At 65.3% G+C, this 25,697-nt stretch carries 25 protein-coding genes; 16 read left to right on the top strand and 9 right to left on the bottom strand.

The window, feature by feature from the left end:
• Window positions 1-14: 14 nt before the first annotated feature.
• Window positions 15-1,532 carry a carboxypeptidase M32 gene (locus tag NKJ34_RS02350; protein WP_253736648.1) on the bottom strand — a complete coding sequence of 506 codons (1,518 nt, stop codon included), beginning with the start codon at window positions 1,530-1,532 and terminating at the stop codon, window positions 15-17.
• Window positions 1,533-1,583: 51 nt separating this feature from the next.
• Window positions 1,584-2,678 carry a M20 family metallopeptidase gene (locus NKJ34_RS02345; RefSeq protein ID WP_253736647.1) on the bottom strand — a complete coding sequence of 365 codons (1,095 nt, stop codon included), beginning with the start codon at window positions 2,676-2,678 and terminating at the stop codon, window positions 1,584-1,586.
• Window positions 2,679-2,912: 234 nt separating this feature from the next.
• On the opposite strand from NKJ34_RS02345, the gene NKJ34_RS02340 reads away from it, so the two are divergent.
• The 4 genes from NKJ34_RS02340 (at window position 2,913) to citZ (ending at window position 8,289) form a co-directional block, all read left to right on the top strand.
• Complete coding sequence (locus tag NKJ34_RS02340; RefSeq protein WP_253736646.1) at window positions 2,913-4,058, top strand: GNAT family N-acetyltransferase; 1,146 nt, start codon at window positions 2,913-2,915, stop codon at window positions 4,056-4,058.
• A gap of 120 nt (window positions 4,059-4,178) precedes the next feature.
• Window positions 4,179-5,072: a TylF/MycF/NovP-related O-methyltransferase gene (locus NKJ34_RS02335; protein ID WP_253736645.1), complete on the top strand. Its 894-nt coding sequence runs from the start codon at window positions 4,179-4,181 to the stop codon at window positions 5,070-5,072.
• Window positions 5,073-5,144: 72 nt separating this feature from the next.
• The gene (locus NKJ34_RS02330; protein ID WP_253736644.1) at window positions 5,145-6,986 is read left to right on the top strand and encodes a PINc/VapC family ATPase; all 1,842 of its coding nucleotides are present in this window, start codon (window positions 5,145-5,147) and stop codon (window positions 6,984-6,986) included.
• 166 nt (window positions 6,987-7,152) lie between these two features.
• Entirely contained in the window at window positions 7,153-8,289 is a 1,137-nt protein-coding gene (citZ, locus tag NKJ34_RS02325; RefSeq protein WP_253736643.1) for a citrate synthase, read from the top strand.
• Window positions 8,290-8,683: 394 nt separating this feature from the next.
• On the opposite strand, the gene NKJ34_RS02320 is transcribed toward citZ, so the two are convergent.
• Window positions 8,684-9,787, bottom strand: coding sequence for an aminopeptidase (locus NKJ34_RS02320; RefSeq protein ID WP_253736642.1), 1,104 nt, complete (start codon window positions 9,785-9,787; stop codon window positions 8,684-8,686).
• A 65-nt stretch (window positions 9,788-9,852) separates the two neighbouring features.
• Window positions 9,853-10,278 carry a CBS domain-containing protein gene (locus tag NKJ34_RS02315; protein ID WP_253736641.1) on the bottom strand — a complete coding sequence of 142 codons (426 nt, stop codon included), beginning with the start codon at window positions 10,276-10,278 and terminating at the stop codon, window positions 9,853-9,855.
• 186 nt (window positions 10,279-10,464) lie between these two features.
• Here NKJ34_RS02315 and NKJ34_RS02310 point away from each other — a divergent pair, with 186 nt between their 5' ends.
• The 4 genes from NKJ34_RS02310 to serS all read left to right on the top strand — a co-directional run bounded on the left by NKJ34_RS02310 (window position 10,465) and on the right by serS (window position 14,811).
• Window positions 10,465-11,196 (top strand): lipoyl protein ligase domain-containing protein, encoded by a 732-nt coding sequence (locus NKJ34_RS02310; protein ID WP_253736640.1) that lies wholly within the window; start codon window positions 10,465-10,467, stop codon window positions 11,194-11,196.
• Window positions 11,197-11,235: 39 nt separating this feature from the next.
• A complete protein-coding gene (locus tag NKJ34_RS02305; RefSeq protein ID WP_253736639.1) occupies window positions 11,236-12,564 on the top strand; it encodes a dihydroorotase in 1,329 nt (442 codons plus the stop codon).
• Entirely contained in the window at window positions 12,536-13,339 is an 804-nt protein-coding gene (locus NKJ34_RS02300; RefSeq protein WP_253736638.1) for a hypothetical protein, read from the top strand. Before NKJ34_RS02305 ends, NKJ34_RS02300 begins: the two co-directional genes overlap by 29 nt.
• A 92-nt stretch (window positions 13,340-13,431) precedes the next feature.
• Entirely contained in the window at window positions 13,432-14,811 is a 1,380-nt protein-coding gene (serS, locus tag NKJ34_RS02295; RefSeq protein WP_253736637.1) for a serine--tRNA ligase, read from the top strand.
• Between the two features lie 133 nt (window positions 14,812-14,944).
• Here the strand turns inward: serS and NKJ34_RS02290 are convergent, their stop codons facing one another.
• Entirely contained in the window at window positions 14,945-15,313 is a 369-nt protein-coding gene (locus NKJ34_RS02290; protein WP_253736636.1) for an Hsp20/alpha crystallin family protein, read from the bottom strand.
• A gap of 186 nt (window positions 15,314-15,499) precedes the next feature.
• On the opposite strand from NKJ34_RS02290, the gene gap reads away from it, so the two are divergent.
• From gap to NKJ34_RS02275, 3 genes are all read left to right on the top strand, one after another.
• Window positions 15,500-16,552, top strand: coding sequence for a type I glyceraldehyde-3-phosphate dehydrogenase (gap, locus tag NKJ34_RS02285; protein WP_253736635.1), 1,053 nt, complete (start codon window positions 15,500-15,502; stop codon window positions 16,550-16,552).
• Window positions 16,553-16,636: 84 nt separating this feature from the next.
• On the top strand, window positions 16,637-17,857 hold the full coding sequence (locus NKJ34_RS02280) for a phosphoglycerate kinase (protein WP_253736634.1): 1,221 nt from the start codon (window positions 16,637-16,639) through the stop codon (window positions 17,855-17,857).
• A 223-nt stretch (window positions 17,858-18,080) separates the two neighbouring features.
• Window positions 18,081-19,946: a carbon starvation CstA family protein gene (locus tag NKJ34_RS02275; RefSeq protein ID WP_253736633.1), complete on the top strand. Its 1,866-nt coding sequence runs from the start codon at window positions 18,081-18,083 to the stop codon at window positions 19,944-19,946.
• A 35-nt stretch (window positions 19,947-19,981) separates the two neighbouring features.
• On the opposite strand, the gene NKJ34_RS02270 is transcribed toward NKJ34_RS02275, so the two are convergent.
• On the bottom strand, window positions 19,982-20,584 hold the full coding sequence (locus tag NKJ34_RS02270) for a DUF8052 family protein (protein WP_253736632.1): 603 nt from the start codon (window positions 20,582-20,584) through the stop codon (window positions 19,982-19,984).
• A gap of 75 nt (window positions 20,585-20,659) precedes the next feature.
• Between NKJ34_RS02270 and NKJ34_RS02265 the strand changes: the two genes are divergently transcribed.
• Window positions 20,660-20,872 carry a DUF8007 family protein gene (locus tag NKJ34_RS02265; RefSeq protein ID WP_253736631.1) on the top strand — a complete coding sequence of 71 codons (213 nt, stop codon included), beginning with the start codon at window positions 20,660-20,662 and terminating at the stop codon, window positions 20,870-20,872.
• A gap of 14 nt (window positions 20,873-20,886) precedes the next feature.
• Here NKJ34_RS02265 and NKJ34_RS02260 read toward each other — a convergent pair whose 3' ends face one another.
• Window positions 20,887-21,105, bottom strand: a complete 219-nt coding sequence (locus NKJ34_RS02260) for a DUF8107 family protein (protein WP_253736630.1) — start codon at window positions 21,103-21,105, stop codon at window positions 20,887-20,889.
• A gap of 57 nt (window positions 21,106-21,162) precedes the next feature.
• Here NKJ34_RS02260 and NKJ34_RS02255 point away from each other — a divergent pair, with 57 nt between their 5' ends.
• On the top strand, window positions 21,163-21,474 hold the full coding sequence (locus tag NKJ34_RS02255; protein WP_253736629.1) for a hypothetical protein: 312 nt from the start codon (window positions 21,163-21,165) through the stop codon (window positions 21,472-21,474).
• A gap of 25 nt (window positions 21,475-21,499) precedes the next feature.
• On the opposite strand, the gene NKJ34_RS02250 is transcribed toward NKJ34_RS02255, so the two are convergent.
• On the bottom strand, window positions 21,500-22,699 hold the full coding sequence (locus tag NKJ34_RS02250) for a CobW family GTP-binding protein (RefSeq protein WP_253736628.1): 1,200 nt from the start codon (window positions 22,697-22,699) through the stop codon (window positions 21,500-21,502).
• An 87-nt stretch (window positions 22,700-22,786) separates the two neighbouring features.
• Between NKJ34_RS02250 and NKJ34_RS02245 the strand changes: the two genes are divergently transcribed.
• The 3 genes from NKJ34_RS02245 to NKJ34_RS02235 all read left to right on the top strand — a co-directional run bounded on the left by NKJ34_RS02245 (window position 22,787) and on the right by NKJ34_RS02235 (window position 24,642).
• Window positions 22,787-23,083 (top strand): DUF7990 family protein, encoded by a 297-nt coding sequence (locus NKJ34_RS02245; RefSeq protein WP_253736627.1) that lies wholly within the window; start codon window positions 22,787-22,789, stop codon window positions 23,081-23,083.
• Window positions 23,083-24,063 carry an ArsA family ATPase gene (locus NKJ34_RS02240; protein ID WP_253736626.1) on the top strand — a complete coding sequence of 327 codons (981 nt, stop codon included), beginning with the start codon at window positions 23,083-23,085 and terminating at the stop codon, window positions 24,061-24,063. The genes NKJ34_RS02245 and NKJ34_RS02240 overlap by 1 nt, the downstream gene beginning before the upstream one ends.
• A 78-nt stretch (window positions 24,064-24,141) precedes the next feature.
• The gene (locus tag NKJ34_RS02235) at window positions 24,142-24,642 is read left to right on the top strand and encodes a metallophosphoesterase (RefSeq protein ID WP_253736625.1); all 501 of its coding nucleotides are present in this window, start codon (window positions 24,142-24,144) and stop codon (window positions 24,640-24,642) included.
• 27 nt (window positions 24,643-24,669) lie between these two features.
• On the opposite strand, the gene kdgK1 is transcribed toward NKJ34_RS02235, so the two are convergent.
• Window positions 24,670-25,629, bottom strand: a complete 960-nt coding sequence (kdgK1, locus tag NKJ34_RS02230; protein WP_253736624.1) for a bifunctional 2-dehydro-3-deoxygluconokinase/2-dehydro-3-deoxygalactonokinase — start codon at window positions 25,627-25,629, stop codon at window positions 24,670-24,672.
• Window positions 25,630-25,697: the final 68 nt, after the last annotated feature.

The raw sequence follows: 25,697 nt of genomic DNA, 5'->3' as shown, positions 1-25,697 counted from the left end.
TCAGCCTACCCGCGTTAGAGGTCGTATAACTCGCCGTATTTGTCGGTGACGTAGTCGACGAACGCCGCGGCAGTGAACTCCTCGCCGGTCGCCTCAACGACCAGTTCGTTCGTTTTGTAGCGCTGCCCGTGTTGATGGATGTGCTCGCGGAGCCACTCGCCCAGTGGCTCGAACTCGCCGGTTTCGATCTTCGATTCCAGATCGTCGATCTCGTCGCTGGCCGCGTCGTACAGCTGGGCGGCCATCACGCTGCCCAGCGAGTAGGTCGGGAAGTAGCCGAAGCTGCCGTGGCTCCAGTGGATGTCCTGCAGACAACCCATCGCGTCCGACGGCGGGGTGATGCCGAGGTATTCCTCGTAGAGTTCGTTCCATCGCTGAGGGACCTCGTCGACCGCAAGCTCGCCGCCGATGAGTTCGCGTTCGATCTCGAAGCGGACGATGATATGCAGGTGGTAGGTGAGTTCGTCGGCCTCGACGCGGATGAAGTTCTCGTCGTACACTTGGTTGGCCGCATCGTAGGCGTCTCGGGTCGACAGCCCCTCGGCCTCTGGAAACGCCTCGGTGAATTTCGGCAGGAGGAGCTCCCAGAAGGCCTCCGAGCGCCCGACGTGGTTCTCCCAGAGCCGCGACTGGGACTCGTGGACCGAGAGGTTGCGGTGGTCGCCCAGCGGGCTGCCGAACGCCTCGTCAGGGAGGCCGAGCGTGTAGTAGGCGTGGCCGAACTCGTGGATGGTTGAAGTGAGCGCACCGATCGGATCGTTCTCGTCGAACCGCGTGGTCACCCGGCAGTCGAACTGATTGCCCGAGGTAAAGGGGTGGGTCGAGACGTCGAGTCGACCCCTGCTGAAGTCGTAGTTCAAGAGTTCGAGGACCTCGCGGGAGAGTTCTTCCTGCGTGTCGGTGTCGTAGGTGCCCTCGAAGGCGTCGACCGCGAGGTCGGCATCCGAGGCGCGGATCTCCTCGATCAGCGGGACCAGCGTCTCGCGGAGTTCGTCGAGAATCGACTCGGCCTGCGACAGCGGGAGCCACGGCTCGTAGTCAGCGAACAGCACGGCGTAGGGGTCGGCGTCCGGATCGATATGCTCGGCGTACTGGCGTTTGAGGTCGACCAGCCGTTCGAGATGCGGGGCGAACTCCTCGAAGTCGTCGTTCTCGCGGGCCGACTCCCACGCACCGAGGGCCTCCGATGTGGCTTCGGAGATCTCTTCGACCAACTCGCGGGGAACGCGCTCGGCGCGGATGTACTGCCTGCGCACCTCGCGGACGACTGCTTGCTGCTCGTCGGTGAGCGACGCCTCGTCGAGGTCGTCGAGCAGATCGCCGACCGGTCCGTCGACCAGCAGTTCGTGGGAGAGCGACGAGAGGGTCGACAGCTGTTTCGACCGCGCGGGGGTACCGCCTTCGGGCATCATTACCTGCTGGTCCCACGAGAGGATCTCGCTGGCGCTGTCGACGGCGTTGACTCGTTCGATCTCGGACACCAGTTCCTCGTAGGCCTCGGGCGCTTCGACTGCGCTCGCGTCGGTTGCCATATCCACACATTCGCGCCGGGACGTATCAACGCACTGCCGTCGGCGGTCCAGCTACGTTTCGGGAGCCGACTCGGCGACTGCCCGGTAGATCTCGTAACACCGGTCGACCACCGCCAATGAGACGCTTTCTGTGGCAGTGTGGGCCTCCCCCGGTTCGGCCGCACCGACGATCACACAGTCGGTGCCGGCCGCGGCGAGCCAGCCGGCGTCGGTCGCGTGGGGTTTGGCGACCTGCTGGGGCTCGCCGGACTGGGCGTCGGCCGCCGCTTCGAGCACCCGGTCGGCGAAGGCGGGGTCACCACAGGCCATCGGCGGCAGATCCTGGTCGACCGTCCATTCGACGCCCGCGATCGCCTCGACGCGGTCGAGATCGGCCCGCTCGCCGGGGACGGTGCGCTCGTCGACGGTCACCGAACAGCTGTCGGGGATCACGTTCCACGCCGATCCCCCCTCGATCTCGGTGACGGCGACGCTCCCCGAGAGCTCGGCTCCCAGCACGGTCGCGTCGGGAGCCTCCAGCGACCGGACGACGTCGACCGCGTCACTCGCCCGGTAGATCGCGTTCTCGGCGTCGGCGGGGCGGCTGGCGTGGCCCGCCGTGCCCGTGGCGTGGATGGTGCTCCCGCGCCGACCCTTGTGGGCGACGGCGACATCGGTGGCCCCCGGCGCGGAGTAGCCGGTCGACCCCTCGGTGACGACGGCCCACGTCGGCGCGAAGCCGTCGTCGATGGCGGCCTGTGCGCCGACCCCGCCCTGTTCCTCGCCGACAAAACTGGCAAAGACGAGGTCGACCGCCGGCTCGGCATCGCGGAAGGCGACCATCGCCGCCGCCAGCGCGCCCTTCATGTCGGCGGTCCCTCGGCCGTGGAGGCGACCGTCGCGTTCCTCGACGACGTACCCGCCGTCGGCGTCGGTCTGTTGGTCGGCCGGCGGTACGACGTCGTGGTGGCCGACCAGCGCCAGCGAGTCGTCGACGGTGCCCGCAGCCGGTCGCTCGGCGATCACGTTGCCCGCTTCGTCGCGGCGAACGGTCGCATCGGTCTCGGCCCGGAGCCAGCGTTCGATCCGGTCGCCGACGGCGGTCTCGTCGTCGTGGCTCGGCGTCGACACCAACGTCTCGGTCAGGTCTCGAACCGCGGGAGTCATGCCAGCCGGTTCTCACCGGAGGGTCAAAACTCCGGTCGACACGCCGGACCGTCGGCCGACGGCGACTGTCGTCGCTCGCCTGTCACCGGAGTCGTCTCTCGCAGTCTCCGACCGGAGTAAGCCGAGGGGTGCCCCCGGCATCGGCGACAGGTCGACGGCCTCGGGAGAGATCCGTCGGCTTACCGTCGGGCTACCCGCGTCATAACAAACCGCCCGTCTGCGGTAGCCCGGTAGGTGTCGCCGACCGATTCTGCTCGCGGAGCCACGGTCGAGAACGGTTACCGGATCCGGCCCTACGAGCCGGCGGACCTCGCAGGCTTCCTCCGGCTCGACAGCCGCGTCTGGGATCGCACACGGAGCCGAGAGTGGTTCCGCTGGAAGTACGCCGACAACCCCTACACCGACCACACCCCGGTGTTCGTCGCCGACTACGACGGCGAGATCGTCGGCGCGCGGCCGTTTCTCGCCATGCCGCTCCGGGTCGACGACCGGTCGGTGTTGGCCTTCCAGCCCGCCGATACGATGGTCGACCCCAACCACCGCCGCGAGGGGATCTTCCGGCGGATGACCACGCGCGCGCTGGCAGCCTACCGCGACGGCGAGCCGGCGCTGTTCTTCAACTTTCCGAACCAGCACGCCAGACCGGGCTACCTCGATCTGGGGTGGCGGGCGGTCGCCCCCGAAGTCACTTACTACCGCATCGAGACGCCGACACGGGTTCGAGGACAGAACAACGGGCTCGGGCAGCGCGCAGCCGATATCGCACGCCCCCTGCTTCGTGGCTACTATGGCGCCCGGCGGGCGCTGTCGACGCCACCCGACGACCTCGGGGTGCGTGAGGTCGACGGCGCGCCCGTCGAACTGGTGGCGGGGCTCCACGACCGCCGCCGACCGTCGACGATCCACGCCGGCCGGACCGAGCAGTTCCTCCGCTGGCGACTGGCGAGCCCGATCTGGGAGCGGCGGACCTATCTCGTCGGTGACCCGCCGGACGAGGAGCCGATCGCCGCCGTCGTGGCCCGGAGCCGGACGACCGACGACGGCCTCCGCCTGACACAGGTGATCGACGTCGCGCCGCTGTCGGGCGGCCCGCGGTGGCAAGCGGCCCTGTGGCGGGGGCTGGATGCCGTCATCCGGACGCACCCGACGACGGCCCTGTTCGCGGTCAGCGACGGGGCGATCCCCCACCGAACCCTCGCAGCGTTCGGCTTTCTCCGGGACGACTCGCTGCCGCTCTCGCGGCTCACGACCTTCGATTCGATGCTCGTCGTCCGGCCGAACGGCGACGTCGACGACGAGACGGCGTGGCGGGTCGGCGGTCGGGCGGTCGACGATCCCGACAACTGGTGTGTGACGTTCGCCGAGCGGGATACGAGCTGAATCACGGGCGTCGTCGACCCGACGGAAGTAGTCACAGGCTACTCGACCGAACACGGCGGAATTCGGCGCGCCCCGAACAAACGAGCCTATTACAAAGCATCCGCGGGGACGCCAGTGGCCATGCACGATTACGGCCGCCGGCTGCTCGATCTCGTGGCGAAAGCCTATCGGCTCGGACTGCTCGCAGCGAGCCTTCCAGTCACCCTCGGGGAGTTCTTTCGTCCCGAAACGGGGGCGGCCTACGGCGTCGACCTGTCGACGAAGCTCCTGTTGGTCGTCCGCATGGCCCGGACCAACCTCGCGGTTCCGACCGGCTCGTCGTTCGTCGAGCACCTCGTGATCGCCACGAAAGCCCTGCGGATCCCGGCCGACAGCGATGGAGTACTCGTCGAGTGCGGCGCGTACAAGGGTGGGAGCACGGCTAACCTCTCGCTGGTCGCGGGGCACTGTGGCCGGGAGTTGGTCGTCTTCGACTCCTTCGAGGGGATGCCCGAACCGGATGACGATGACCGGGAACACGTGCTCATCGCCTCCGGACAGCGCCACACCTACGATGCCGACGCATGGGAAGCCCCATTGTCCGAGGTCCGGGCCAACGTCGACCGCTACGGCGAGCTGTCGGCCTGCCGGTTCGAAGCCGGCTACTTCGCCGAGACGATGCCGGCCTTCGAGGAGCCGGTCGCGCTGGCGTTTCTCGACGTCGGGCTTCGGGCCTCCGCCGAGACCGCAATCGAGGAACTGTGGCCGCTGTTGACCGATGGCTCGTATCTGTTCACCCACGAGGCCAAACATATGGAGATCGCCACGCTGTTTTTCGAAAGCGAGTGGTGGGCCGACCGCCTCGATACCTCGCCGCCGGGGCTGGTCGGCGCGGGCAGCGGGCTCGGACTCCATCCCGGTGCCAGCGGCTTTTCGAGCCTGCTGGCCTACACGATCAAATCACCAGCCCGCGAGACCTTCGAGACGGTGACCGACGACGGCCGGGAGAACGTCGTCGACCCCCGCGAGGACTGAGAGCCCGCCGTCGACCCGCGCGGCAACCGGTGATCACAGCACCCTTATGAGTAGCCGCCGACTACCACCCGTATGAACATAGTGCCGGACACGAGCGCGGTCATCGACGGTCGCGTGTCCGAGCGAGTGGAGGACGGCAGTTACAAGGAGGCCACGATACTGGTCCCGGAGGCTGTCGTCGGCGAACTCGAATCGCAGGCGAACGCCGGCTACGACAGCGGGTGGAACGGCCTCGAAGAACTCCAGACGCTCACGGGGTACGCCGACGAGGGGACGATCGACCTCCAGTACGTCGGCCGCCGAGCCAGCGAGGGCGAACAGGCCGGCGCAAGCGAGGGCGAGGTCGACGCCGTCATTCGCGATGTCGCCGCCGACCACGACGCCACGCTGCTGTCGAGCGATATCGTCCAGTCGGAGGTCGCCAAGGCCAAAGGGCTCAGCGTCGAGTACGTCGAGCCGGTGGTCGAGGGCGACGAAGGGCTGCCGATCCGCGACTTTTTCGACGAGGAGACGATGAGCGTCCACCTCAAAACGGGGACCCGGCCGAAGGCCAAACGCGGCGCACTCGACGGGATGAGCTACAAGACGGTCGACGAGACGGTCACCTCCGACGAGCAGATGGACGAGTGGGCCGACGAGATCGAGGCACTGGCCCGAACCAGCCGTGAGGGATTCGTCGAACTCAGCGAGCCCGGCATGACGATCGTCCAGTATCAGGACTACCGGATCGCCGTCGCCCGGCCGCCGTTCGCCGACGGGATCGAGATTACCGCGGTTCGCCCCATCGCGAAGACCACGCTGGAGGACTACGAGTTCGCCGACGACCTCCGGGAGCGACTGCTCGAACGCCAGCGCGGCGTCCTGATCTCCGGCGCACCGGGGGCCGGGAAGTCGACCTTTGCACAGGCGGTCGGGGAGTTCCTCAACGACAACGACTTCGCGGTCAAGACGATGGAGAAACCGCGGGACCTGCAGGTCGGCCCGGAGATCACCCAGTACACTGAACTCGGCGGCGACATGGCCAAAACCGCCGACTCGTTGCTCCTCGTCCGGCCGGATTACACCATCTACGACGAGGTCCGCAAAACCGAGGACTTCGGCGTCTTCGCCGACATGCGACTGGCGGGCGTCGGGATGGTCGGTGTCGTCCACGCGACGCGGGCGATCGACGCCCTCCAGCGACTGGTCGGCCGCGTCGAGTTGGGGATGATCCCGCAGGTCGTCGACACCGTCGTCTACATCGAAGCCGGCAAGGTTCACACCGTCTACGACGTGACCACCGAGGTGAAGGTCCCCGAAGGCTTGACTGCCGAGGATCTCGCCCGGCCCGTCATCCAGATCTCGGACTTCGAGACCGGCACGCCGGCCTACGAGATCTACACCTTCAACCGGCAGGTCGTCACCGTCCCGCTGGACGACGGCGACTCCAGCGACACCGGCGTCGACCGGATCGCCAAACAGGAGATCGAACGGGAGATCCGCTCGGTCGCCCGCGGCCACGTGCAGGTCGAACTACAGGGCCAAAACGACGCGGTCGTCTACGTCGAGGAACGGGACATCTCCTATGTGATCGGCAAGGGCGGCGGCCGGATCAGCGACATCGAAGACCGGCTGGGGATCGACATCGACGTGCGGACGCTCGACGAACGCCCCGGATCGGGGGGCGACGGCTCCTCGGAGGAACTCCAGCCCGCGGGCGAGGTCGTCCAGCCGGAGATCACGGGTCGACACGTCGTCATTCGGATGGACGACCACGTCGGCGAGACCGTCGAGGTCCGGGCCGACGGCGACTACCTCTTTACGGCGACGGTCGGCCGCGGCGGCGACATCCAGATCTCTCGCGGCTCGGCGATCGCCGAGGAACTCGAAGACGCGATCGACCGCAAACAGCAGATCACCGTCGCAGCGGCCTGAAAAGAGGTCTGTGAGCGTGTCTCGCGGCGGCTGTCGTTCGCCGACCGGGACCGCGTTGCCGCCGAGAGACGTACAGTTTTGGAAAACAGAACTCCGAGGCTGTCGAAAGCAAGCCATCGCTACGCAAACGATAACGCTTTTTTGAGACAAAGGGGAACGTTGGGGCATGTCTACTGAGTTGCAGCGTGGACTCGAGGGCGTGGTCGTCACCGAGTCCGGCCTGAGCCAGATCGACGGGGATGCCGGACGGCTGATCTATCGGGGGTACGCCATCGAGGACCTCGCCCGGAGCGCCAGCTACGAGGAGACGTTGTATCTGCTCTGGCACGGCGAGCTCCCGACCGCCGACCAGCTGTCGACCTTCCGCGAGGAGATGGCTGCCGCACGCGAACTCAGCGACGGCGTTCTCGAGATCGTCCGGAATCTGGCCGCGGCCGACGAGGAGCCGATGGCCGCCCTGCGGACGATCACCTCGGCGCTGGCGGCCTACGATCCCGACGCCGACGCCGCCGTCGACGACGAGGCGGCCAACGACCGGAAAGCCCGCCGGATCACCGCCAAGATGCCGACCGCCCTCGCCGCGTTCAACCGCCTCCGGGAGGGCGACGAGCCGGTCGCGCCCCGCGAGGATCTGGACCACGCCGCGAACTTCCTCTATATGCTCAACGGCGAGGAACCCGACGACGTGCTGGCCAAGACGTTCGATATGGCACTCGTCCTCCACGCCGACCACGGGCTCAACGCCTCGACGTTCTCGGCGATGGTCACCGCCTCCACGCTGGCGGACCTCCACAGCGCAGTCACCTCGGCGGTCGGGACACTGTCGGGGAGCCTGCACGGCGGCGCGAACGCCAACGTGATGAAGATGCTCAAGGAGGTCGACGACTCCGCAATGGACCCCGTCGAGTGGGTCAAAGACGCCCTCGATCGCGGCGAGCGCGTCGCCGGCTTCGGCCACCGCGTCTACAACGTCAAGGACCCCAGAGCCAAGATCCTCGGCGAGGAGAGCGAGGCTCTCGGCGAGGCCGCCGGCGACACCAAGTGGTACGAGATGTCGGTCGCCATCGAGGAGTACGTCGCCGAGGAGAAGGGACTGGCCCCGAACGTCGACTTCTACTCGGCGAGCACCTACTACCAGATGGGGATCCCGATCGATCTCTACACCCCGATCTTTGCGGTCTCGCGTGTCGGCGGCTGGCTCGCCCACGTCCTCGAACAGTGGGAGGACAACCGCCTCATCCGGCCGCGAGCCCAGTACACCGGCCCCGAAGACACGGAGTTCGTCCCGGTCGAAGAGCGATAAACGTTCAAGCGGCGATGCCACGGGTTTCAGTTCAGTTGGGTGTGAGCGCTGGCGTCGCCGCGCTGATCGGTAGTGGTCTGTATTGGCTTGTCGGTGACGTCGTATTTGCGACCGTTACCGGCCTCGTCTGGGGATGCGGTCTCGCGCTAAGTATCCATCAGTATCGAACAGATCCATCGATCTCGGCCGATACGACATGGGAGCGTAACCGATGGGTTGGCCTCGGTATAGGTGTAATAAATCTGGCAGCCCTGATCGGTGTTAGTCCGTCCCTACCTGTTTCGGCGGAGCTACGACTCGGACTTGGCATCCTCGTGATCGGCACTGGACTCGTCGGATTTGCGGCCGCCTCACTGGCCCACGGAGAACGCCACGAGTAGCTCAACCGTGGGACTCAGGTCCGCCCACCAAACCCGTTCTCCCACCGGAACGTCCCGTTTCGCTGGATCACTTCACCGTCGACCGAGAGCGTCGACTCGCCACTCATATCCGTAATTAAATCCGTATGCACGGCTGACTGATTGCCGGTCTCGCCGTCGGGCAGACAGGCATCGTAGGCGCGGCCGACCGCGAGGTGGACCGTCTCGCCCATTTTCTCGTCGAACAGGATGCTGTCAGTCACGCGGTCGATCCCGCGGTTCATCCCGATCCCGAGTTCGCCGAGCCGTCTGGCTCCCGCGTCGGTATCGAGAATTTCTTCGAGTACGGCCTCGCCCTGTGCGGCCGCGTAGTCGACGACTTCGCCGTCCTCGAAGGTCAATCGAACATCGCGGAGCCGGGTGGCGTCGACGGTCATCGGCACGTCGAAGACGACCGTCCCTTCGGCGTCGGCGGGGGCGGTGAACACCTCGCCCGACGGGAGGTTGTGCGAATCGTAGTCGACCGAGGCAGCGCTGTTGACCGCGGTCCGGTTTTCGATCGAGAGCCACAGGTCCGTCTCGGATTTTTCAATGTGGATCTCGCTGCCCTCGTCGAGAATCGTCTTCAGTTGGGCCATCTCGTCGGCCAACGACTCCCAATCCCGGAGCACGGCTATATATACGAACTCCCGGTACTCATCGTAGGCCATCCCGGCCTGTTGGGCCAGCGAGCGGGTGGGATGGACCGTCGACACCCAGTCGGTGTCCATCCGGGCCTCCCGAATTTCGGTGCGGGCGCGCCGGTAGGCCTGCCGCGTCTCGCTGGGCACGTCGGCGGTCGCCGTCGTGTTGCGGCCGCCGCCGAGTCGGAGATAGACGTCGGCGTTCGCTACGAGGGCCAGTTCGTGAGCCGGATCGGCGTCGAAATCGCCGTCGTGGCCGCGGAGGTAGGCACGGGCGAGTTCGTCGGAGTCGTAGGTAGCGAGGAGGTTCGCGCCGCGTTCGCCGAGGGCTTCGGCGACCGCCACCGCGAGGTCGTGGGCTCCCTCGGCGACGCTGAGGACGACGTTGTCGCCCGACTCGACGCGGGCGCTCCAGTCGACGAGAATCTCGGCATGTTCGTGTACGCGTGGGTCCATACCACCACTCGGTCGGCCGGTCGGTTAAACACCTGCGGAGGTCGAAAAATGGGCCGAGCGCGCTCCTAGGGCTGGCGGAGTTTCGGCGACTGCCGTTCCGGAATCTTCGTGAGGGTGTCAAACTCGTTGGCGAGCCTGACCAGCAGATCGTCCATCGAGACGACACCGGCCAGCGAGCCCTCGTCGTCGACGAGCGGCACCCGGCGGATGGCTTCGTCGCTCATCGTTTCGATGAGGTCGTCAACCTCGGTGTCGATGTGAGCGGTGACCAACTCGTCGGTCATGAACTCCTCGGCCGTCCGGTCGGCGATATCGCCCTCGATGGCCGCCATCGCGATCTTTCGGTCGCTGATGATACTGATCGGCTCGTCCTCGGCGACGATCACGACCGAACCGACGGCTTCCTCGCGCATCTGCTCGGCGACGGTCGTGAGGTCGTCGTCAGCCTGAGCCGTTACGACGTCCGTTTGTGCGAAGTCAGCGATTGTCATTGGGACCACCGAACCGCTACCACAGCAACCCGCCTAATGGTTCGCAATCCCCCGTTTTCCGACCACAACTGGGGAGACAGTCGACCGGCGGGACCCGTCGACCGGTCGACTGAATCGAGGCCCCGGTCGGCCAGCGGGACCGGCCGCGAGCGGAACCGCTTAGCCCGCGGCGACGAACGCCTCAGTATGGAGGTACGGGTCTATCGCGGGCGGGCCGACGAGCCCGCTGCCGATCGGGACGTGACTGCCGATATGCTCACTGAGACGGCCGAAACCGGCATTCTCGCCGTTCGGGTCTGGCAACCGCACCGGCAGATCGCCTTCGGTCGGCGCGACAGCCATGCCGCAGGCTACGAGACCGCAAAAGCGGCGGCCGAGGACCGTGGCTACCACGCTCTCGTACGGCGCGTCGGCGGCCGCGCGGTCGCCTACACCGGCCGGACGCTGGCGGTCGCCGCCGCCGTCCCAATCGAGGACGTTCGCCAAGGCATGTGTGACCGATACGACGAGATCAGCGGGACGCTCGTCGACGCACTCTCGGAGCTCGGTGCCGACGTAACGCGAGGTGAATCGGTCGATGCCTACTGTCCGGGGAGCCACTCGATCAGCAGTGTCGACGCCGCGGGCGAGCCACACGGCAAGCTGGCGGGGATCGCCCAGCGCGTCCAGTCTGGGGCGGCGCTGGTCGCCGCGAGCCTGACCGTCGCCGAAGCCGATGTTGCGGCCATCCAATCGGTGTTAGGCCCCGTCTACCGCGCTCTCGATGTCCCGTTCGACCCCTCTACCGTCGGCAGCGTCGCCACGGCCGGTGGGCCGACCGATCCGGGAGTCGTTCGGGAGGCGGTCGAGGACGCGCTGGTCGACGGCCGCGACCAAACCGTCGTCAGGGTCGGCGCGAGCACGGTAGGCAGCGACTAATCCACGAGACTTAGGAGTCTGCCATGTCCATGGCAGGCTATGCTGATTACCAACGCCGATCTCGCCGATGGCCGGACCGTCGACGTCCGGATCACTGGCGAGCGGATCGAGACGGTCGACGGCGGTCTCGATCCTGAAGCCGACGAACGCGTGGTCGACGCTACCGACAAACTCCTGTTGCCGGGGGCGATCGACGCCCACGTTCACTTCCGGGAGCCGGGGTATTCACACAAGGAGACGTGGGATACCGCAACCAAAAGCGCGGCTGCCGGCGGGGTGACGACCGTCGTCGACATGCCGAACACCGATCCGCCGACGACTTCGGGGGCGAACTTCGAAGCGAAAGCCGAGTACGCTGGGGCCGCGCGGGTCGATTACGGAATCAACGGCGGCGTCACCGGCGACTGGGATCCTGATACGCTGTTCGACCAGCCGCTGTGTGCGCTCGGCGAGGTCTTCCTCGCGGATTCGACCGGCGACATGGGCGTCGCCATCGAGCTGTTTACCGACGCCACACAGCGCGCCGCCAACAACGACGTGACCGTAACCGTGCATGCCGAAGACGAAACGCTGTTCGACGAGTCGACCCATGACGCAGACGCTGGTGGCGTGGGCCGGGAGGCCAACGCCGAGTTATGGAGTGCCTACCGCAGTGCGGAAGCGGAGGCCGCGATGATCGAACAGGCCACCGAGGTCGGCCGTGAGACCGGCGCGACGATCCACATCGCCCACACCTCGACGCCCGAGGGGATCGACGCCGCCGTCGACGGCGGGGCGACCTGCGAGGTCTGTCCCCATCACCTGTATCTGTCGACCGATGATGCCGACGAACTGGGAACCTACGGGCGGATGAACCCACCACTCCGGAGCGAGGCGCGCCGCGAGGCGGTCTTCGAGCGCGTGGCCGATGGGACGGTCGACATCATTGCCACCGACCACGCACCGCACACCCGCGAGGAAAAGGAGGCTGGCCTCTGGGACGCACCGAGCGGCGTGCCGGGGGTCGAAACGATGTTGCCGCTCCTGTTGGAGTCGGCCCGACAGGGTGAACTGAGTTACGAGCGTGTTCGTGATCTCGTCGCGCACAATCCGGCCAAGATCTTCGATCTCGACTCGAAAGGACGGATCGAACCCGGCTATGACGCCGATCTCACACTCGTCGACCCCGACGACGCCCGCGAGATCCGCGGTGGAGAGACGCATACGAAATGTGACTGGACGCCGTTCGAGGGTCGACTCGGCGTCTTCCCCGAACTCACCATGGTACGGGGCGAGGTCGTCTACGAGCGAACGCCGGGCGACGGCAACGATCGAAGCGGGGACGCCGAGGCGTTCGGCGATGTCCAAGGTCGAAACGTTCGGGAATAAGGCCTCGGATCTCCCAGATAGTTACCGTCGACTGTTGCTAACTGGACGGGGTCAATACAGACCGTATGAACAAGACCTATATATTCTCATCAGCACGTTTCCTATGATTCGTCGGGCAGTTCTCGCGGCGAGCGTCGGCTCGATTAGTCTCGTATCCGCCGGTTGTCTGTTCGATTCCGCCTCCCCACCGACTGCAGAAGGAAATCCAGACCGGAACGAAACACAGGACGAAGAACAAGAAACAGCGGAATTCAATCCGGATGTGGAGCAGATGACGCGGCTTGGAGATGCCGCCGGGATCTCATTTACAGTGGCTCCCGAGTGGGAGTATGCATATCTCGAAGAAAACAACAGTGTGCGGATTCAGTATGATTCCGGCGATTCCAGTACCATGGCGTTCGAGACGTTCGGGACGCTCCGCGCGGCAGACCACTGTTCTGACCGACTCCAGCAGATCTTAGACGACAACTCCGTGACTGGCACGGGCGTCAGCACCGGGTGGGGTCGAGTGGAGCTACGGGAGATCGAAACCTCGACTAACGAGACGATCTCAGCACAGGAGGAATTCACCCGAGATGCTCCAGTGGCTCCCAAAGTATATCACACACATCACTACGCCCGGGACGGGTCGCTTATTTCGGAACCCGCCGTTCCGTTTGAAGACCTCGTCGAAGCCGTGCCGAGATCAATGGAAATCACTATGCGTTTTCCCGAACGAAGCTACACGGCCATGTTCCCCGTTGTCTGTACGAAAGACTGGACGAAAAACGAGTAACCGGGTATCGAAACAGTGCCGACGATGCAGTTCGATGAACCACTGAGACGGACCCGACACGGTTTTGCCAGCGCCGAAAAAACCGATACCCAATGCTGAGTAGACAGTTCGTCCGCGAGAACCCCGATGCCGTCCGTGCGGCCCTCGAAACGAAGGGCGTCGACGTGGATCTCGACCGGATTCTGGAGATCGACGAAGAGTGGCGCTCGCTGAAAAGCGAGGGCGACGACCTCCGCCACGAGCGCAACGAGGTATCGAGCAAAATCGGCCAACTCAAAGGGGAGGGCAAAGAGGAGGAAGCCCAAGAAGCCATCGAGCGATCCAGCGAACTCAAGGAGGAACTCCAAGCGATCGAATCCCGAGCCGACGAACTGGAAGCCGAACTCGAGACCGCGCTGCTGACGCTCCCGCAGTTACCCGACGATTCGGTCCCGGTCGGGGAAGACGAAAGCGAGAACGTCGAGCGTCGACGCGAGGGATTCGACGATCTCCGTGACCTTCCCGACGAGGTGATTCCCCACTACGATCTGGGCGAAGCGCTCGAAATCCTCGATTTCGACCGCGGCGCGAAAGTCTCCGGCGGCGGCTTCTACTTCGCCAAGGGCGACGGCGCGCGGCTCGAACACGCCCTGATCCAGTTTATGCTGGACGTTCACCGCGAACAGGAGTACGTCGAGGTCTTCCCGCCGCTGCCGGTCAACAGTGCCTCGATGCGCGGGACGGGTCAGTTCCCCAAGTTCACCGAGGACGCCTACCGGCTCGAAGGCTCGAACGATGAGCCGTACGACGACGACGATCTGTGGCTGCTGCCGACCGCCGAGGTCCCCGTGACCAACCTCCACCGCGAGGAGATCCTGCTCGACGACGACCTCCCGCTCAAATATCAGGCCTACTCGCCGAACTTCCGGCAGGAAGCGGGCGAACACGGCACCGAGACGCGAGGCATCGTTCGGGTCCACCAGTTCAACAAGGTCGAGTTGGTCAACTTCGTTCGGCCCGACGAGAGCGACGAGCGCTTCGAGGGGCTCCTCGCGGAGGCCGAATCGGTGCTCGACCGGCTCGGACTCCCCTACCGCATCCTTGAGATGTGTACCGGAGATCTCGGCTTCACGCAGGCCAAGAAGTACGATATCGAGGTTTGGGCTCCCGGCGACGACATGGAGGACGGCCCCGACGAGGGCGGCCGGTGGCTCGAAGTCTCGTCGGTCTCGAACTTCCGTGACTTCCAAGCCCGTCGTGCGGGCATTCAGTACCGGCCCGAACAGCACGAATCGGCCGAATACGTCCACACGCTCAACGGTTCGGGGGTTGCGGTGCCGCGTGTCGTCGTCGCCATCCTCGAATACTACCAGAACGACGACGGCACCGTCACGGTACCCGAAGCGCTCCGACCCTATATGGGCGGTCAAGAACTGATCGAAGGCCACGCCGCGGTCGGTGAAAGCGCGGTCGGCGACGGCCCGAACAACTGAGGTAGCCACTGGCTACCGGCTCGTAGCCAGCGTCTATTCATATACCACAGTCGAGCAACAGCTATCGAGTATCGTGTGGTCGACAGCCCTCGGCAAAACCAGTACCCGAGTACGCCCGGTCGACGGATGGTGGTTATTCGACGTCGATCGCAGCGGTGTCGTCGGCCCGATCGAAAGTGACGTTCAGCACGCCGTTGTTGAACGTCGCCTCGGCGGAGTGTTCGTCGACGCCGACCGGCAGGCGCACGCGTTCGTCGTACTCTCGGCGGTCGCTGGCGGCGCTGATAGTGAGCGTCTTGCCGTCACACTGGAGCCCCAACTCGTCTTTGGAGATTCCCGGCAGATCGGCGATGAGTCGGACGACGTCGTCCTCCTCGTAGACATCGATGTGGGTCTCCGAACCGAACCCCGCATCCTCCATCCCGCCAGTCATACCCTGCATCATGCGCTCGATCTCGTCGAAGATGTCGCCGAAAGGGTCCTCGCGGTCGTCCCGTCTCATACCCCGGGGTATGTGAGGGCGGCTCAAAAGGTTTCTGACCGGGGCGATCACCACCGATCCACCGAGGAGTTCGCCGGCAGGCAAACGCTGTATCCCGGCTTCAGTCGGTGCTAACCTTCTGTTTGCGGTGTTTGTCACCGAACGGTTTCAGGCTATTTTAAGTGGTTGTAGTTCACTCATTCAGCTATGAGTAAATCCTATCTGGATGCTGGTGAGTCGGTCGATGAAAGCGACGTAGTCCGTATCGGACTCAACGGCTTCGGCCGAATCGGCCGCAGCGTGTTCCGCGCGATCATGGAGAACCCGCGGCTCGAACTCGCCGGCATCAACGACGTGATGGACTTCGAGGATATGGAGTACCTCGGCAAGTACGACACCATCATGGGCCGACTCGACGGCCTCGAACTCGCCGACGACGAGCTCTCCATCGGCGGCACCTCGGTCCCACTGTACAACATCCAGAGCCCCAGCGAACTGCCGTGGGGCGACCTCGACGTCGACGTCGCCTTCGAGTGTACCGGCATCTTCCGGACGAAAGACGACGCCAGCCAGCACCTCGAAGCCGGTGCTGACAAGGTCGTCATCTCCGCACCGCCGAAGGGCGACAAACCGGTCAAGACGCTGGTCTACGGCGTCAACCACGACGAGTACGAAGGAGAGGATATCGTCTCGAACGCCTCCTGTACGACCAACTCCGTGACGCCGGTCGCCCACGTCCTCGACGAGGAGTTCGGCATCAACACGGCGACGCTGACGACGATCCACGCCTACACGGGCAGCCAGACGCTGATCGACGCTCCCAAGGGCAAAACGCGCCGTGGTCGCGCGGCCGCCGAGAACATCGTCCCGACCTCGACGGGTGCCGCACAGGCCACCACCGAGATCCTCCCGCAGCTCGAAGGCAAGATGGACGGGATGGCCGTTCGCGTCCCGATCCCGAACGGCTCGATCACCGAGCTGGTCGTCGACCTCGAAGCCGACGTAACCGAAGAAGAGATCAACGACGCCTTCCGCGATGCCGCCGACAGCGGCCCACTCGCAGGGGTCCTTGGCTACACTGACGACGAGATCGTCTCCTCGGACATCGTCGGCCTGCCGTTCTCGACGTACACCGACCTCAGTTCGACGAACGTCATCGGCGACAACGGCCTCGTGAAGATCCTGACGTGGTACGACAACGAGTACGGCTTCTCGAACCGGATGCTCGACGTCGCCGAGCACATCGTCGACGAAGCCTAACTCGACCACTCCGGAGTTCACGACTCCGATACAGTCCCGAATCGTATCCAACAGCTTTTCGATAGCAACCACACACATACACGTATGTCTTCGTTCAATACGATCGACGACCTCGAAGCCGAACAGCGCGTCCTCGTCCGACTCGACCTCAACTCCCCCGTTGAGGACGGCGCGGTCCAAGACAACCGCCGCTTCGAACGCCACGCCCAGACCGTCAGCGAACTCGCCGAGGCCGGCCACCGCGTCGTCCTGATGGCCCATCAGGGTCGACCCGGCCGCGATACGTTCGTCTCGCTCGACCAGCACGCCGACATCATGGCCGACCACATCGGTCGTGACGTCGCGTTCGTCGACGACATCTACGGCGACGACGCCGTCGACGCCATCGAGGCACTCGAAGCCGGCGAGGTGCTGCTGCTCGAAAACACCCGGATGGCCGACGACGAGCTACCCGAAGAAGATCCCGAGACGAAGGCCGACACCGAGTTCGTCCAGACGCTCGCACCCCATTTTGACGCCTACATCAACGACGCCTACTCGGCGGCCCACCGGAAACACGCCTCGTTGGTCGGCTTCCCGCTCGTCCTCCCGGCGTTTGCTGGTCGGGTAATGGAGACCGAGTACGAGGCCAACACCGCCATCGCCACCAAGGAGTTCGACGGCCAGGTGACGATGGTCGTCGGCGGCACCAAAGCCACCGACGTGATCGGCGTGATGAACACGCTGGGCGACAAGATCGACACCTTCTGTATGGGCGGCATCGCCAGCCACCTGTTCTTGCGTGCGGCGGGCTACGACGTCGGCTACGACCGCCACGAGGATCTGGATCTGTACGACAGCCAGTGGGAGAACAACGAGGAGATCATCCGCGAGCTCTACGAGGAGCGCCGCGACCAGATCAAACTCCCCGAAGGGTTGGCCTACGAGGACGACGACGGTGAGCGCGCCGAACACGACAACGCTGACCTCGACGCCGCCAACTACGACTACATGGACATCTCCGAGGAGACGGTCGACAAGTACGACCCGATCATTCGGGACTCCGAGGCGGTCTTCCTGAAAGGCGCCCTCGGCGTCTTCGAGGACGAGCAGTTCGCCCCGGGGACCGTCGGCGCGGTGAAAGCCATCGCCGAGACCGACTGCTTCTCGGTTGTCGGCGGCGGCGACACCTCCCGTTCCATCGAGATGTACGGGATGGACGAAGACGACTTCGACCACGTCTCGATCGCCGGCGGCGCGTACATCCGCGCGCTGACCGGCGCTGACCTGCCGGGCGTCGAACTGCTGATCGACGCCGCGGAGTAGCTGTTCGACTCGACGTTTTCGATGCGGTTCCGACAGCAGTGATCGCTCCGGTCTGACTGGCGCCGCGAGGAGCACGACGGCTCGCCCCGATTTCGATGCCGAGATCCCGGAAACCCGACGGGGACGGTTCTTCCCGTCGACTTTATTTTAATTGCATTATATTCATAATAATCAGTTAAGCGTTAAGTAATGAATGTTCATGTATGTAACCGGTGCTCGGCACATGACACAGATCATCTGGATCATCGCGGCGGTTCTGGTAACGTTCACCGCGGGATACATGTGGTACTCGCGGTACCTTTCACAGTTCGTCGGGCTGGACGAGGACGCGGAGACGCCAGCACACAAATACGAGGACGGACAGGAGTACGTGCCCTCGAAGAAGCCAGTGCTGTTAGGCCACCACTACTCGAGTATTGCGGGCGGTGCGCCGATCGTCGGGCCGATCACGGCCGGGGCGGTGTGGGGATGGGTCCCCGCGCTGTTGTGGATCGCCATCGGCAACCCGCTGATGGGGGCGGTCCACGACTTCGTCTCGCTGTCGGGGTCGCTCCGTCACGAGGGGAAATCGATCGGCTACATCATCGGCGAGTACGTCGGCGAGGACGGCAAGAACATGCTGCTGTGGTTCGCCTTCTTGACAATTATCCTCGTCGTCGCCGTCTTCGCCTTAGTGGTCGGGATCGTCTTTAACGCCTATCCCGAGGTGTCGACGGCGTCGCTGGTCTACATCGGCCTCGCACTCGTCTTCGGGGTGTATCTCTACCAACTCAACGGACCGTTTATCCCCGGGACTGTGCTGTTCGTCGGTGGTGTCTTCGCCGCCGTCTGGGTCGGGCTCAACTACCCACTCGCGCTGTTCGAGCCGACCGCCGAGCGAACCGCCGATATCGGGGTGACGGTCCTCTTTAGCGGTGCTGGCGAGTGGGTCCCCGGCTCGGCGGCTCTCGGGGCGAACACCGCGGCGTGGATTCCGGTCGTGATGGTGTATGCCGCCATCGCCAGCGCGCTGCCGGTGTGGGTGTTGCTCCAGCCGCGGGACTACCTCTCGTCGTTCCTGCTGTACACCGGCGTCGGCGGGGCGATCGTGGCGATCCTCGTTGGGACGTTCCTCGGCACGTCGGCCGAACCGCTGGTGATCGACTCCTCGATCAGCGCGTTCAACGGCTTCTGGGGCGTCGAAGGCGTCTTCTTGCCCCTGTTCCCGCTGTTGTTCATCACCATCGCCTGCGGGACGATCAGCGGCTTCCACTCGCTGGTCTCCTCGGGGACGACCGCCAAGCAGCTCAACAAGGAGACCGACGCCCGCCTGATCGGCTACGGTGGGATGCTCGGCGAGGGGCTGCTGGCGGCGGTCGCGCTGTCGACGCTGGCAGTGTGGGGCTTTGCGAATCCGAGCGGTGGCATCGGAACCGCGCTGCCGAACTTCGCCTCCGGCGGTGGCGTCATCCTCACGAGTCTCGGCATCCCCGAGACCGTCGGCGCAGTGTTCATGGCGCTGGTGCTCGTGAGCTTCCTGCTGACGTCGACCGATACGGCGGTCCGACTCGGTCGCTACATGATGGAGGAGATCGTCGGTCTGCCGGCCGGGCGGACTGATACCGGACTCAACGCCAGTATCGGCTCGATCGCCCGCGGTCGGTACACCAACCCGATCCTGCAAGTAATCCCGGCCTACCTGCTTGTCGTCTCCGGCCAGTGGGTGACGCTGTGGGCGCTGTTCGGCGGTGCCAACCAGCTGCTGGCGGCGCTGGCGCTGCTGACGGCGACCGTCTGGCTCGCCAACTGGGACGAGGCCAAACAGCTCGCCTCGACCGGGGTTCCGATGGCCGTGATGGTCTCTATCACGGTGCTGGGGCTGCTGTGGCTGATCTTCTACGAGAACCTGTATGCGAACCTCTATCTCCACTTCACCGGAGCGCTCGACGAACCACTGGCCGGCGAGGCCATCGCCTCCTCGCTCGTTCAGATGGCCCTCGGGCTCGTGTTGATCGGCCTCGCACTCTCGTTAGTCCGGATCGGCTACCGCAACATCCGGAGCGTGCGGTCCGGCACCGGTACGCCGACCGCCGAGCCGAGCGACGACTAACTCCGGGGCCTCCCCCCTTCTGACGGTCGAAACTGTTACTGCCAGAATCGGCGGGCGAACCGCGAAAGGAGGCCGTCGTCCGGCGTCGACACGTCGTCCCACAGCCGGAACGCCGCGGCGACGTCGGCGGCCTCGCTGGCCACACACTGCTGGGCCTCGGGGTCGACCACGACGAGATTCACGTCGTAGTGACCGTAGTAGCCGAACTTGAGCAGCGTCCGGTCCCGAAACCCCTCGACGTACTCTTCGACGGAATCCGAGATCCTGTCGGTGAGGAGGACGAAGGAGATGTCGGTGCCGTAATGTTCCTCGTCGGCGTCGATCCGCCTTTCGGCCAGTTCGTGGCCCCGGTCGACCAGCCGATCGAGGTCCGCGACCGTCGGCTCCTCGATCCACCGAGCGAAAAGGTACTCTTCGGCGTCGTGATCGGCGTAGCTCAACGCCGGATGGAAGAACTGCTTTTGATTTCGAACCCGCATTTCGCCGTAGAGATCCCACGTCCGACCGGCGCAGTCGTAGTCCTGCTGGAGGTCGTAGTTGTACAGGAGTCGCCCGGCGACGCGGTCGAGATACTCGTCGTCCCACTCGGGAACCGACTCACGGATCTCGGCGGGCAGCTCCTCGGCGTCGTCGTTCACGAATTAGCAATACTGCAGGGGCGATATATACTCTGGGGGAGGTTTTACAGTGGTGTCGGACAAACACGTTCGCCAATGAGCGACAAACGGAGCGAAGCCTGCGGCCGGTGTTCGATGTCGACGGTCGTCGAGACAGTCGCCGAGGAGGAGACCGACCGTGACCCACTCGGCGACGAGCGGATCGAACTCGAGGCGGCGGAAATCCGCCGAGTCGCCCCGGCTGCGTGGGTGGGTCGGCTCACGAGCCGCCTCGACGAGATCGTCCACCGCCTTACCTACGGTCGCTAACGCCGACAGGGGAGTCAGGACATCGTCACGTAGTACGTCAGCGAAAACACGACGATGGCAGCCGTCGCGACGTTGAGCAGGTCGAAGGCGACGACGTCGACCACCGACAGCCCGCCGACGATCAGCCAGCCGAACAGCGTCGACAGGACGGCGTTCATCGCCAGCAACACCCGTGGATCGCCCTGCGAGGCGGCCACTCCCTCACCGAAGCCGTCGGCGTCGCCCTCGCTCATAGGTCACGATCTTTTCAGCAACACTTAGTTTTTGTCGCTCGCAGTGGTACGAGGTGTATGCGACTCCCCAACCGTGCCGGGATGGCGATCGATCCGGTCCCGTTCGTCGTGGTCACCGCCACGGCATCGCTACTCCTGCTTTCATTCGGCCCACTGTACGGGCAGGCACTGGGACTGCCGCTGTCGACCGCCATCGTCGTCTCGGTCGGCCTCTGTGGCGTCTCGGCTGCGGTCGCCTACTACCGGCAGGTGTGGACCGCGGAGGCGAGCCTCGATGTGCCGGCGACGATACGAGCCGAACGACTGTTCTATCTGATGGCGATTCTCGGGGTCGGCGGCGTCGGCCTCGGCGTCCCGCTGTTGCTCTGAGTCGTCACGGCGGTCGACCCGTCGGCTACGGCTCTCGAATCACGGTTTCCGCGCCAGCCTCAACCGGGAACGGTCCAGCGCCGGCCGGCGCGGCGTCGGCCGCTCCGACAGCCACCAGTGCCTCGGAGAGCGACTCGCGGAGCGCCGCCTCGTCATAGTCGGTCCCGATGAAGACGAGTTCGGTTCGGCGGTCGCCGTGGTCGTCGTGCCACTCCAGCTCCGGCCGGTTCGAGCGGTACATCTGCCGGTCGACTTCCGGAAGGCTGGCGATCCACGGCCCCTGTGCGGTCGCCCGCACCGAGGGGCCCGCCTGACTCACCACCACCCGCTGATCGGATCCAGCGAGCCAGACGGTGCCCTTTGCACGGACGATCTCGGGCGGCAACTCGCGGAACACGGCGGCGAGTTCCGCGGGATCGAACGGCTGTCGACGCCGGTAGGTAAACGAGGAGACGCCGTAGACCGCGTCCGGATGGGTGTGGTCTTGGGACTCGTCGTGGTGCTCGCCGTGTGTCTCGGCGTCGAGTGTGCGCTTCCACCCCGGCAGTTCGTCGACGGCCGTTGCCTCGAAGCGGTCGGCGCCGAGCAGCCGGTCGGGGTCGACCGCCGAGAACTCGGTTCGGATCGTCTCGGCGTCGGGCTGGAGGGCCGCGACCAGTTCCGACGCCGCGTCGAGTTCGGCCGCCGAGCACTGATCGGCCTTGTTCAGGAGGACGATATTCGAGACCTCGACTTGGTCGACCAACAGATCCGACAGGGGCCGGTCGCCCTCGCTGCCCCGGCGTTCGGGGATCGAGTCGCCGCCAAACCAGTCGAGGAACCGGGGTGTGTCGAGCACTGTCACGAGGGCGTCGACGGTGTACAGTGCGGCCACTCGCGATTCCGTGGTAAACAGTCGGGCGACCGGTGCGGGCTCGGAGATGCCGGATGACTCGACGACGAGCTGGTCGAACGACCGCTCGCGGGCCAACCGGACGACGGCGGTTTCGAGGTCGTCCTGCCGCTCACAGCAGATACAGCCGTTCGAGAGTTCGGCGACGCCATCGTCGACGTCGAGGTCGGAGCCCTCGGCGACCAGTTCGGCGTCGACGTTGACCGACCCCATGTCGTTGACCAACACGGCGAGTTCGCGGTCGCCCGCCGCCGACAGCAGATGGTTGACCAGCGTCGTCTTGCCCGCGCCGAGACTCCCCGAGAGCACCGTGACTGGGATCGAACCGCTCATACTCGGGGTTCGGGCCACGAGTAATTAAAATTCAGTTAGGACTGTCGCCGCGGTAGTTTTTACAGGCCATCCGTCATGTGATCATGTATGACGCTCGCCGAGCGGATCGAATCGTTCCGCGCGACCCTCGAAGAGTGGCTTCGCGGCCTCTACCACGGGATGATCACCCACCCGGCCTACGAGAAGATCGAAAAAGAGGCCGAAGACACCGAGGACGCCTTCATGCTGGCGTGTTTCCCCGACGCCTTCGGCATTCCGTCGCCGGTCTCCTACTACACCGCCGAGTTGCTACCCCTCCTCGAAGCAGAGTTCGAGGCGTGGGAACGGCGGCTTTGGGACCGAGGGTCGTACATCGAACGCAAGGGCCAGCAGTACCACTTCTGATGGAACCGTTCGTCTTCTTCGGCGGCAAGGGCGGCGTCGGCAAAACCACCGTCTCCAGCAGCTACGCGGTCAAATGCGCCCAAGCAGGCCACGAGACGCTGATCGTCTCGACCGATCCGGCCCACTCCGTCTCGGACGTCTTCGACCAGCCGTTCGGTGACGACGCCCGGCCGGTGGAGGGAACGGAACACCTCTGGGCGATGCAGATCGATCCCGACGAGGAGGTGACCCGGCACCTCGACGAGATCCGACAGAACCTCAGCGAGCAGGTCTCGGCGGCGATGGTCGGGGAGATCAACCGGCAACTGGAGATGGCCCACGGAACGCCCGGAGCCTACGAAGCCGCGCTCTTCGACCGGTTCGTCGACGTCATGCGCAGCGCCGACCGCTACGACCGGGTCGTCTTCGACACCTCGCCGACCGGCGGGACGCTCCGGTTGCTCGGCCTGCCCGACCTCCTCGAACAGTGGGTCGACCGACTGATGCAGAAACGGGAGGTGAGCATCGACCTCTTCGAGAAGGCTGCCGTCGGGAACAACGACCCTCGACGTGTGATGGAGGGCGATCCGGTGCTTGCCCGGCTCCAGGAGCGCAAGGAGTTCTTCGAGTTCGCCGGCCGGACGCTCCGGGAGGACGCCGCCTTCTTCCTCGTGTTGAACCCCGACGAGCTGTCGGTCAACGAGACCGAACGCGCCATCGCGGAGCTCGACGACGCGGAGCTATCGGTCCGAGGGCTCGTCGCCAACAAGCTCACACCCGAGCCGGATCCCGACGAGAACGGCCGCGGGGCGCGGTATCTCCGCGATCGGATCGCGACCGAAACCGAGCGCCTCGACCGGGTCCGCGAGGAGTTCGCGCCGCCACTCGTCGCGACCATCGAAACCCGCGTCTCCGAGATCAAAGGCGATCTCCTGACGGATGTCGCGGCCGAACTCGACATCGAGACGACGGTCGACCCGCCGACGGTGACCAGTAACTGAACCGCTCCGGCCGGATCGACGCCGCCTGCACCAGCGGCGTCGAATACGTTTTTTGCGGTCGACCACGACTCACTACGCATGAAACTCGGCATCGTCTCCGATACCCACGACAACCTCGCACACGTCGAAGACGCGGTAGACACCTTCGAATCCGAACCCGTCGATCGCGTCATCCACTGCGGCGACATCGTCGCGCCGTTTTCGGCGACACCGTTCGACAGCGACGCCTTCGATTTTTACGCCGTTCGCGGCAACAACGACGGCGAGTGGGCGCTCTCCCGGACGGTCGCGGAGTTCGGCACCTACCTCGGGGAATGCGGCCAGTTCACGGTCGACGGCGTCTCGATAGCGGTCTACCATGGCACCAACAAACTCCTGCGGGAGGCGCTGGTCGACAGCGGCGAGTACGACTACGTGTTCCACGGCCACACCCACGAGCGGGGGATCGAAGCCCGCGGCGGGACGGTCCGGGTCAACCCCGGCGGGCTCCCGATCCCCGGTTCCGACGACAGCTTCCACGTGGCCACGCTCGACACCGAGCAGTCCGGTGTCGAGGCCGTCACCCACCACGAACTGTAAGCAAGCGCCGCCCAGAGCCGACGTCGACTACCGAGAGATACCGCCGGTCGAGGCATCCAAGACGGCCTCGAGTTCCCCGCGGCTGGTGACGAGCACGTCGCCTTCGAGCGTTCGTTTCAGTGAGGCGGCAGCCGCGCCGTAGCTGAGGGCGGTGTCGATATCGCTGCCGGCGAGCAACTCCGCGAGGACGCCGCCGACGAAGGCGTCGCCGGTGCCGATGGCATCGACCGTCTCGCCGTCGACGATCCCCTGTTCGTACAGTTCCCCGTCGGTGTAGGCCAGCGAGCCGGCCTCCCCGCGGGTGACGACGACCGTTTCGAGATCGTAGTCGTCGGCCAGCCGGTAGGCGATCGACTCGGCGTCACCCTCGTAGCCCAACACCGAACGGGCGTCCCTGAGCGGCGCGAACAGCAGGTCGACCGCCTCGAACAGCGACTCGTATTGGCTGCGGGCCTCGGCCGTCGACCAGAGCTTCGAGCGGTAGTTGAGGTCGAACGATCGGGTCGCGCCCGCCTCGCCGGCGGCCGAAAGCAAGTCGGCGGTCGTCTCGGCCGCCGCCTCCGACAGCGCGGGGGTGATGCCGGTCGTGTGGAACACGTCGGCCCCGTCGAGCACCGAGCGGTCGAGTTCGTCGGTAGCGACCGTCGTGATCGAGGATCCCGCCCGGTCGTAGACGACATCGGTGCCGCGCGGATCGGCCCCGCGTTCGAGGTAGTAGGTACCGAGCCGGGCCGTCTCACTGTCGTCCCACGCGACCACAGGGTCGACGCCGTGGCCCCGTAACACCCGGACGACCCGCCGGCCCAGCGGGTTAGCGGGGAGCTTCGAGAGCCACGTCGACGCCACGCCGAGGCCAGCAGCCGCGACCGCGACGTTGCTCTCGGCACCGCCGATCTGCGCGTCGAACCCGCCTTCGGTTTCGATCCGCTGGCCGGCCGGCGGCGAGAGCCGCAGCATCGTCTCACCGAACGTTACCAGCTCAGCCATGGTATCGACCACCGTACATACCCGGCTATCCGAGCGATCGGCCCTTAAGTCCAGCCGTTGACCACGAT

The sequence above is a fragment of the Halohasta salina genome (assembly GCF_024178165.1).
Taxonomy (GTDB): domain Archaea; phylum Halobacteriota; class Halobacteria; order Halobacteriales; family Haloferacaceae; genus Halohasta; species Halohasta salina.
The sequence above is the reverse complement of the archived record's forward strand: the minus strand, read 5'-3'. Positions and strand labels throughout refer to the sequence as shown.

What these genes read in the sequence shown, in the direction of transcription:
- NKJ34_RS02350 (WP_253736648.1), bottom strand. Translation starts at nt 1,532, where the DNA reads ATGGCAACCGACGCGAGCGCAGTCGAAGCGCCCGAGGCCTACGAGGAA.
- NKJ34_RS02345 (WP_253736647.1), bottom strand. Translation starts at nt 2,678, where the DNA reads ATGACTCCCGCGGTTCGAGACCTGACCGAGACGTTGGTGTCGACGCCG.
- NKJ34_RS02335 (WP_253736645.1), top strand. Translation starts at nt 4,179, where the DNA reads ATGCACGATTACGGCCGCCGGCTGCTCGATCTCGTGGCGAAAGCCTAT.
- NKJ34_RS02330 (WP_253736644.1), top strand. Translation starts at nt 5,145, where the DNA reads ATGAACATAGTGCCGGACACGAGCGCGGTCATCGACGGTCGCGTGTCC.
- citZ (WP_253736643.1), top strand. Translation starts at nt 7,153, where the DNA reads ATGTCTACTGAGTTGCAGCGTGGACTCGAGGGCGTGGTCGTCACCGAG.
- NKJ34_RS02320 (WP_253736642.1), bottom strand. Translation starts at nt 9,787, where the DNA reads ATGGACCCACGCGTACACGAACATGCCGAGATTCTCGTCGACTGGAGC.
- NKJ34_RS02315 (WP_253736641.1), bottom strand. Translation starts at nt 10,278, where the DNA reads ATGACAATCGCTGACTTCGCACAAACGGACGTCGTAACGGCTCAGGCT.
- NKJ34_RS02310 (WP_253736640.1), top strand. Translation starts at nt 10,465, where the DNA reads ATGGAGGTACGGGTCTATCGCGGGCGGGCCGACGAGCCCGCTGCCGAT.
- NKJ34_RS02305 (WP_253736639.1), top strand. Translation starts at nt 11,236, where the DNA reads ATGCTGATTACCAACGCCGATCTCGCCGATGGCCGGACCGTCGACGTC.
- NKJ34_RS02300 (WP_253736638.1), top strand. Translation starts at nt 12,536, where the DNA reads ATGTCCAAGGTCGAAACGTTCGGGAATAAGGCCTCGGATCTCCCAGAT.
- serS (WP_253736637.1), top strand. Translation starts at nt 13,432, where the DNA reads ATGCTGAGTAGACAGTTCGTCCGCGAGAACCCCGATGCCGTCCGTGCG.
- NKJ34_RS02290 (WP_253736636.1), bottom strand. Translation starts at nt 15,313, where the DNA reads ATGAGACGGGACGACCGCGAGGACCCTTTCGGCGACATCTTCGACGAG.
- gap (WP_253736635.1), top strand. Translation starts at nt 15,500, where the DNA reads ATGAGTAAATCCTATCTGGATGCTGGTGAGTCGGTCGATGAAAGCGAC.
- NKJ34_RS02280 (WP_253736634.1), top strand. Translation starts at nt 16,637, where the DNA reads ATGTCTTCGTTCAATACGATCGACGACCTCGAAGCCGAACAGCGCGTC.
- NKJ34_RS02275 (WP_253736633.1), top strand. Translation starts at nt 18,081, where the DNA reads ATGACACAGATCATCTGGATCATCGCGGCGGTTCTGGTAACGTTCACC.
- NKJ34_RS02265 (WP_253736631.1), top strand. Translation starts at nt 20,660, where the DNA reads ATGAGCGACAAACGGAGCGAAGCCTGCGGCCGGTGTTCGATGTCGACG.
- NKJ34_RS02260 (WP_253736630.1), bottom strand. Translation starts at nt 21,105, where the DNA reads ATGAGCGAGGGCGACGCCGACGGCTTCGGTGAGGGAGTGGCCGCCTCG.
- NKJ34_RS02255 (WP_253736629.1), top strand. Translation starts at nt 21,163, where the DNA reads ATGCGACTCCCCAACCGTGCCGGGATGGCGATCGATCCGGTCCCGTTC.
- NKJ34_RS02250 (WP_253736628.1), bottom strand. Translation starts at nt 22,699, where the DNA reads ATGAGCGGTTCGATCCCAGTCACGGTGCTCTCGGGGAGTCTCGGCGCG.
- NKJ34_RS02245 (WP_253736627.1), top strand. Translation starts at nt 22,787, where the DNA reads ATGACGCTCGCCGAGCGGATCGAATCGTTCCGCGCGACCCTCGAAGAG.
- NKJ34_RS02240 (WP_253736626.1), top strand. Translation starts at nt 23,083, where the DNA reads ATGGAACCGTTCGTCTTCTTCGGCGGCAAGGGCGGCGTCGGCAAAACC.
- NKJ34_RS02235 (WP_253736625.1), top strand. Translation starts at nt 24,142, where the DNA reads ATGAAACTCGGCATCGTCTCCGATACCCACGACAACCTCGCACACGTC.
- kdgK1 (WP_253736624.1), bottom strand. Translation starts at nt 25,629, where the DNA reads ATGGCTGAGCTGGTAACGTTCGGTGAGACGATGCTGCGGCTCTCGCCG.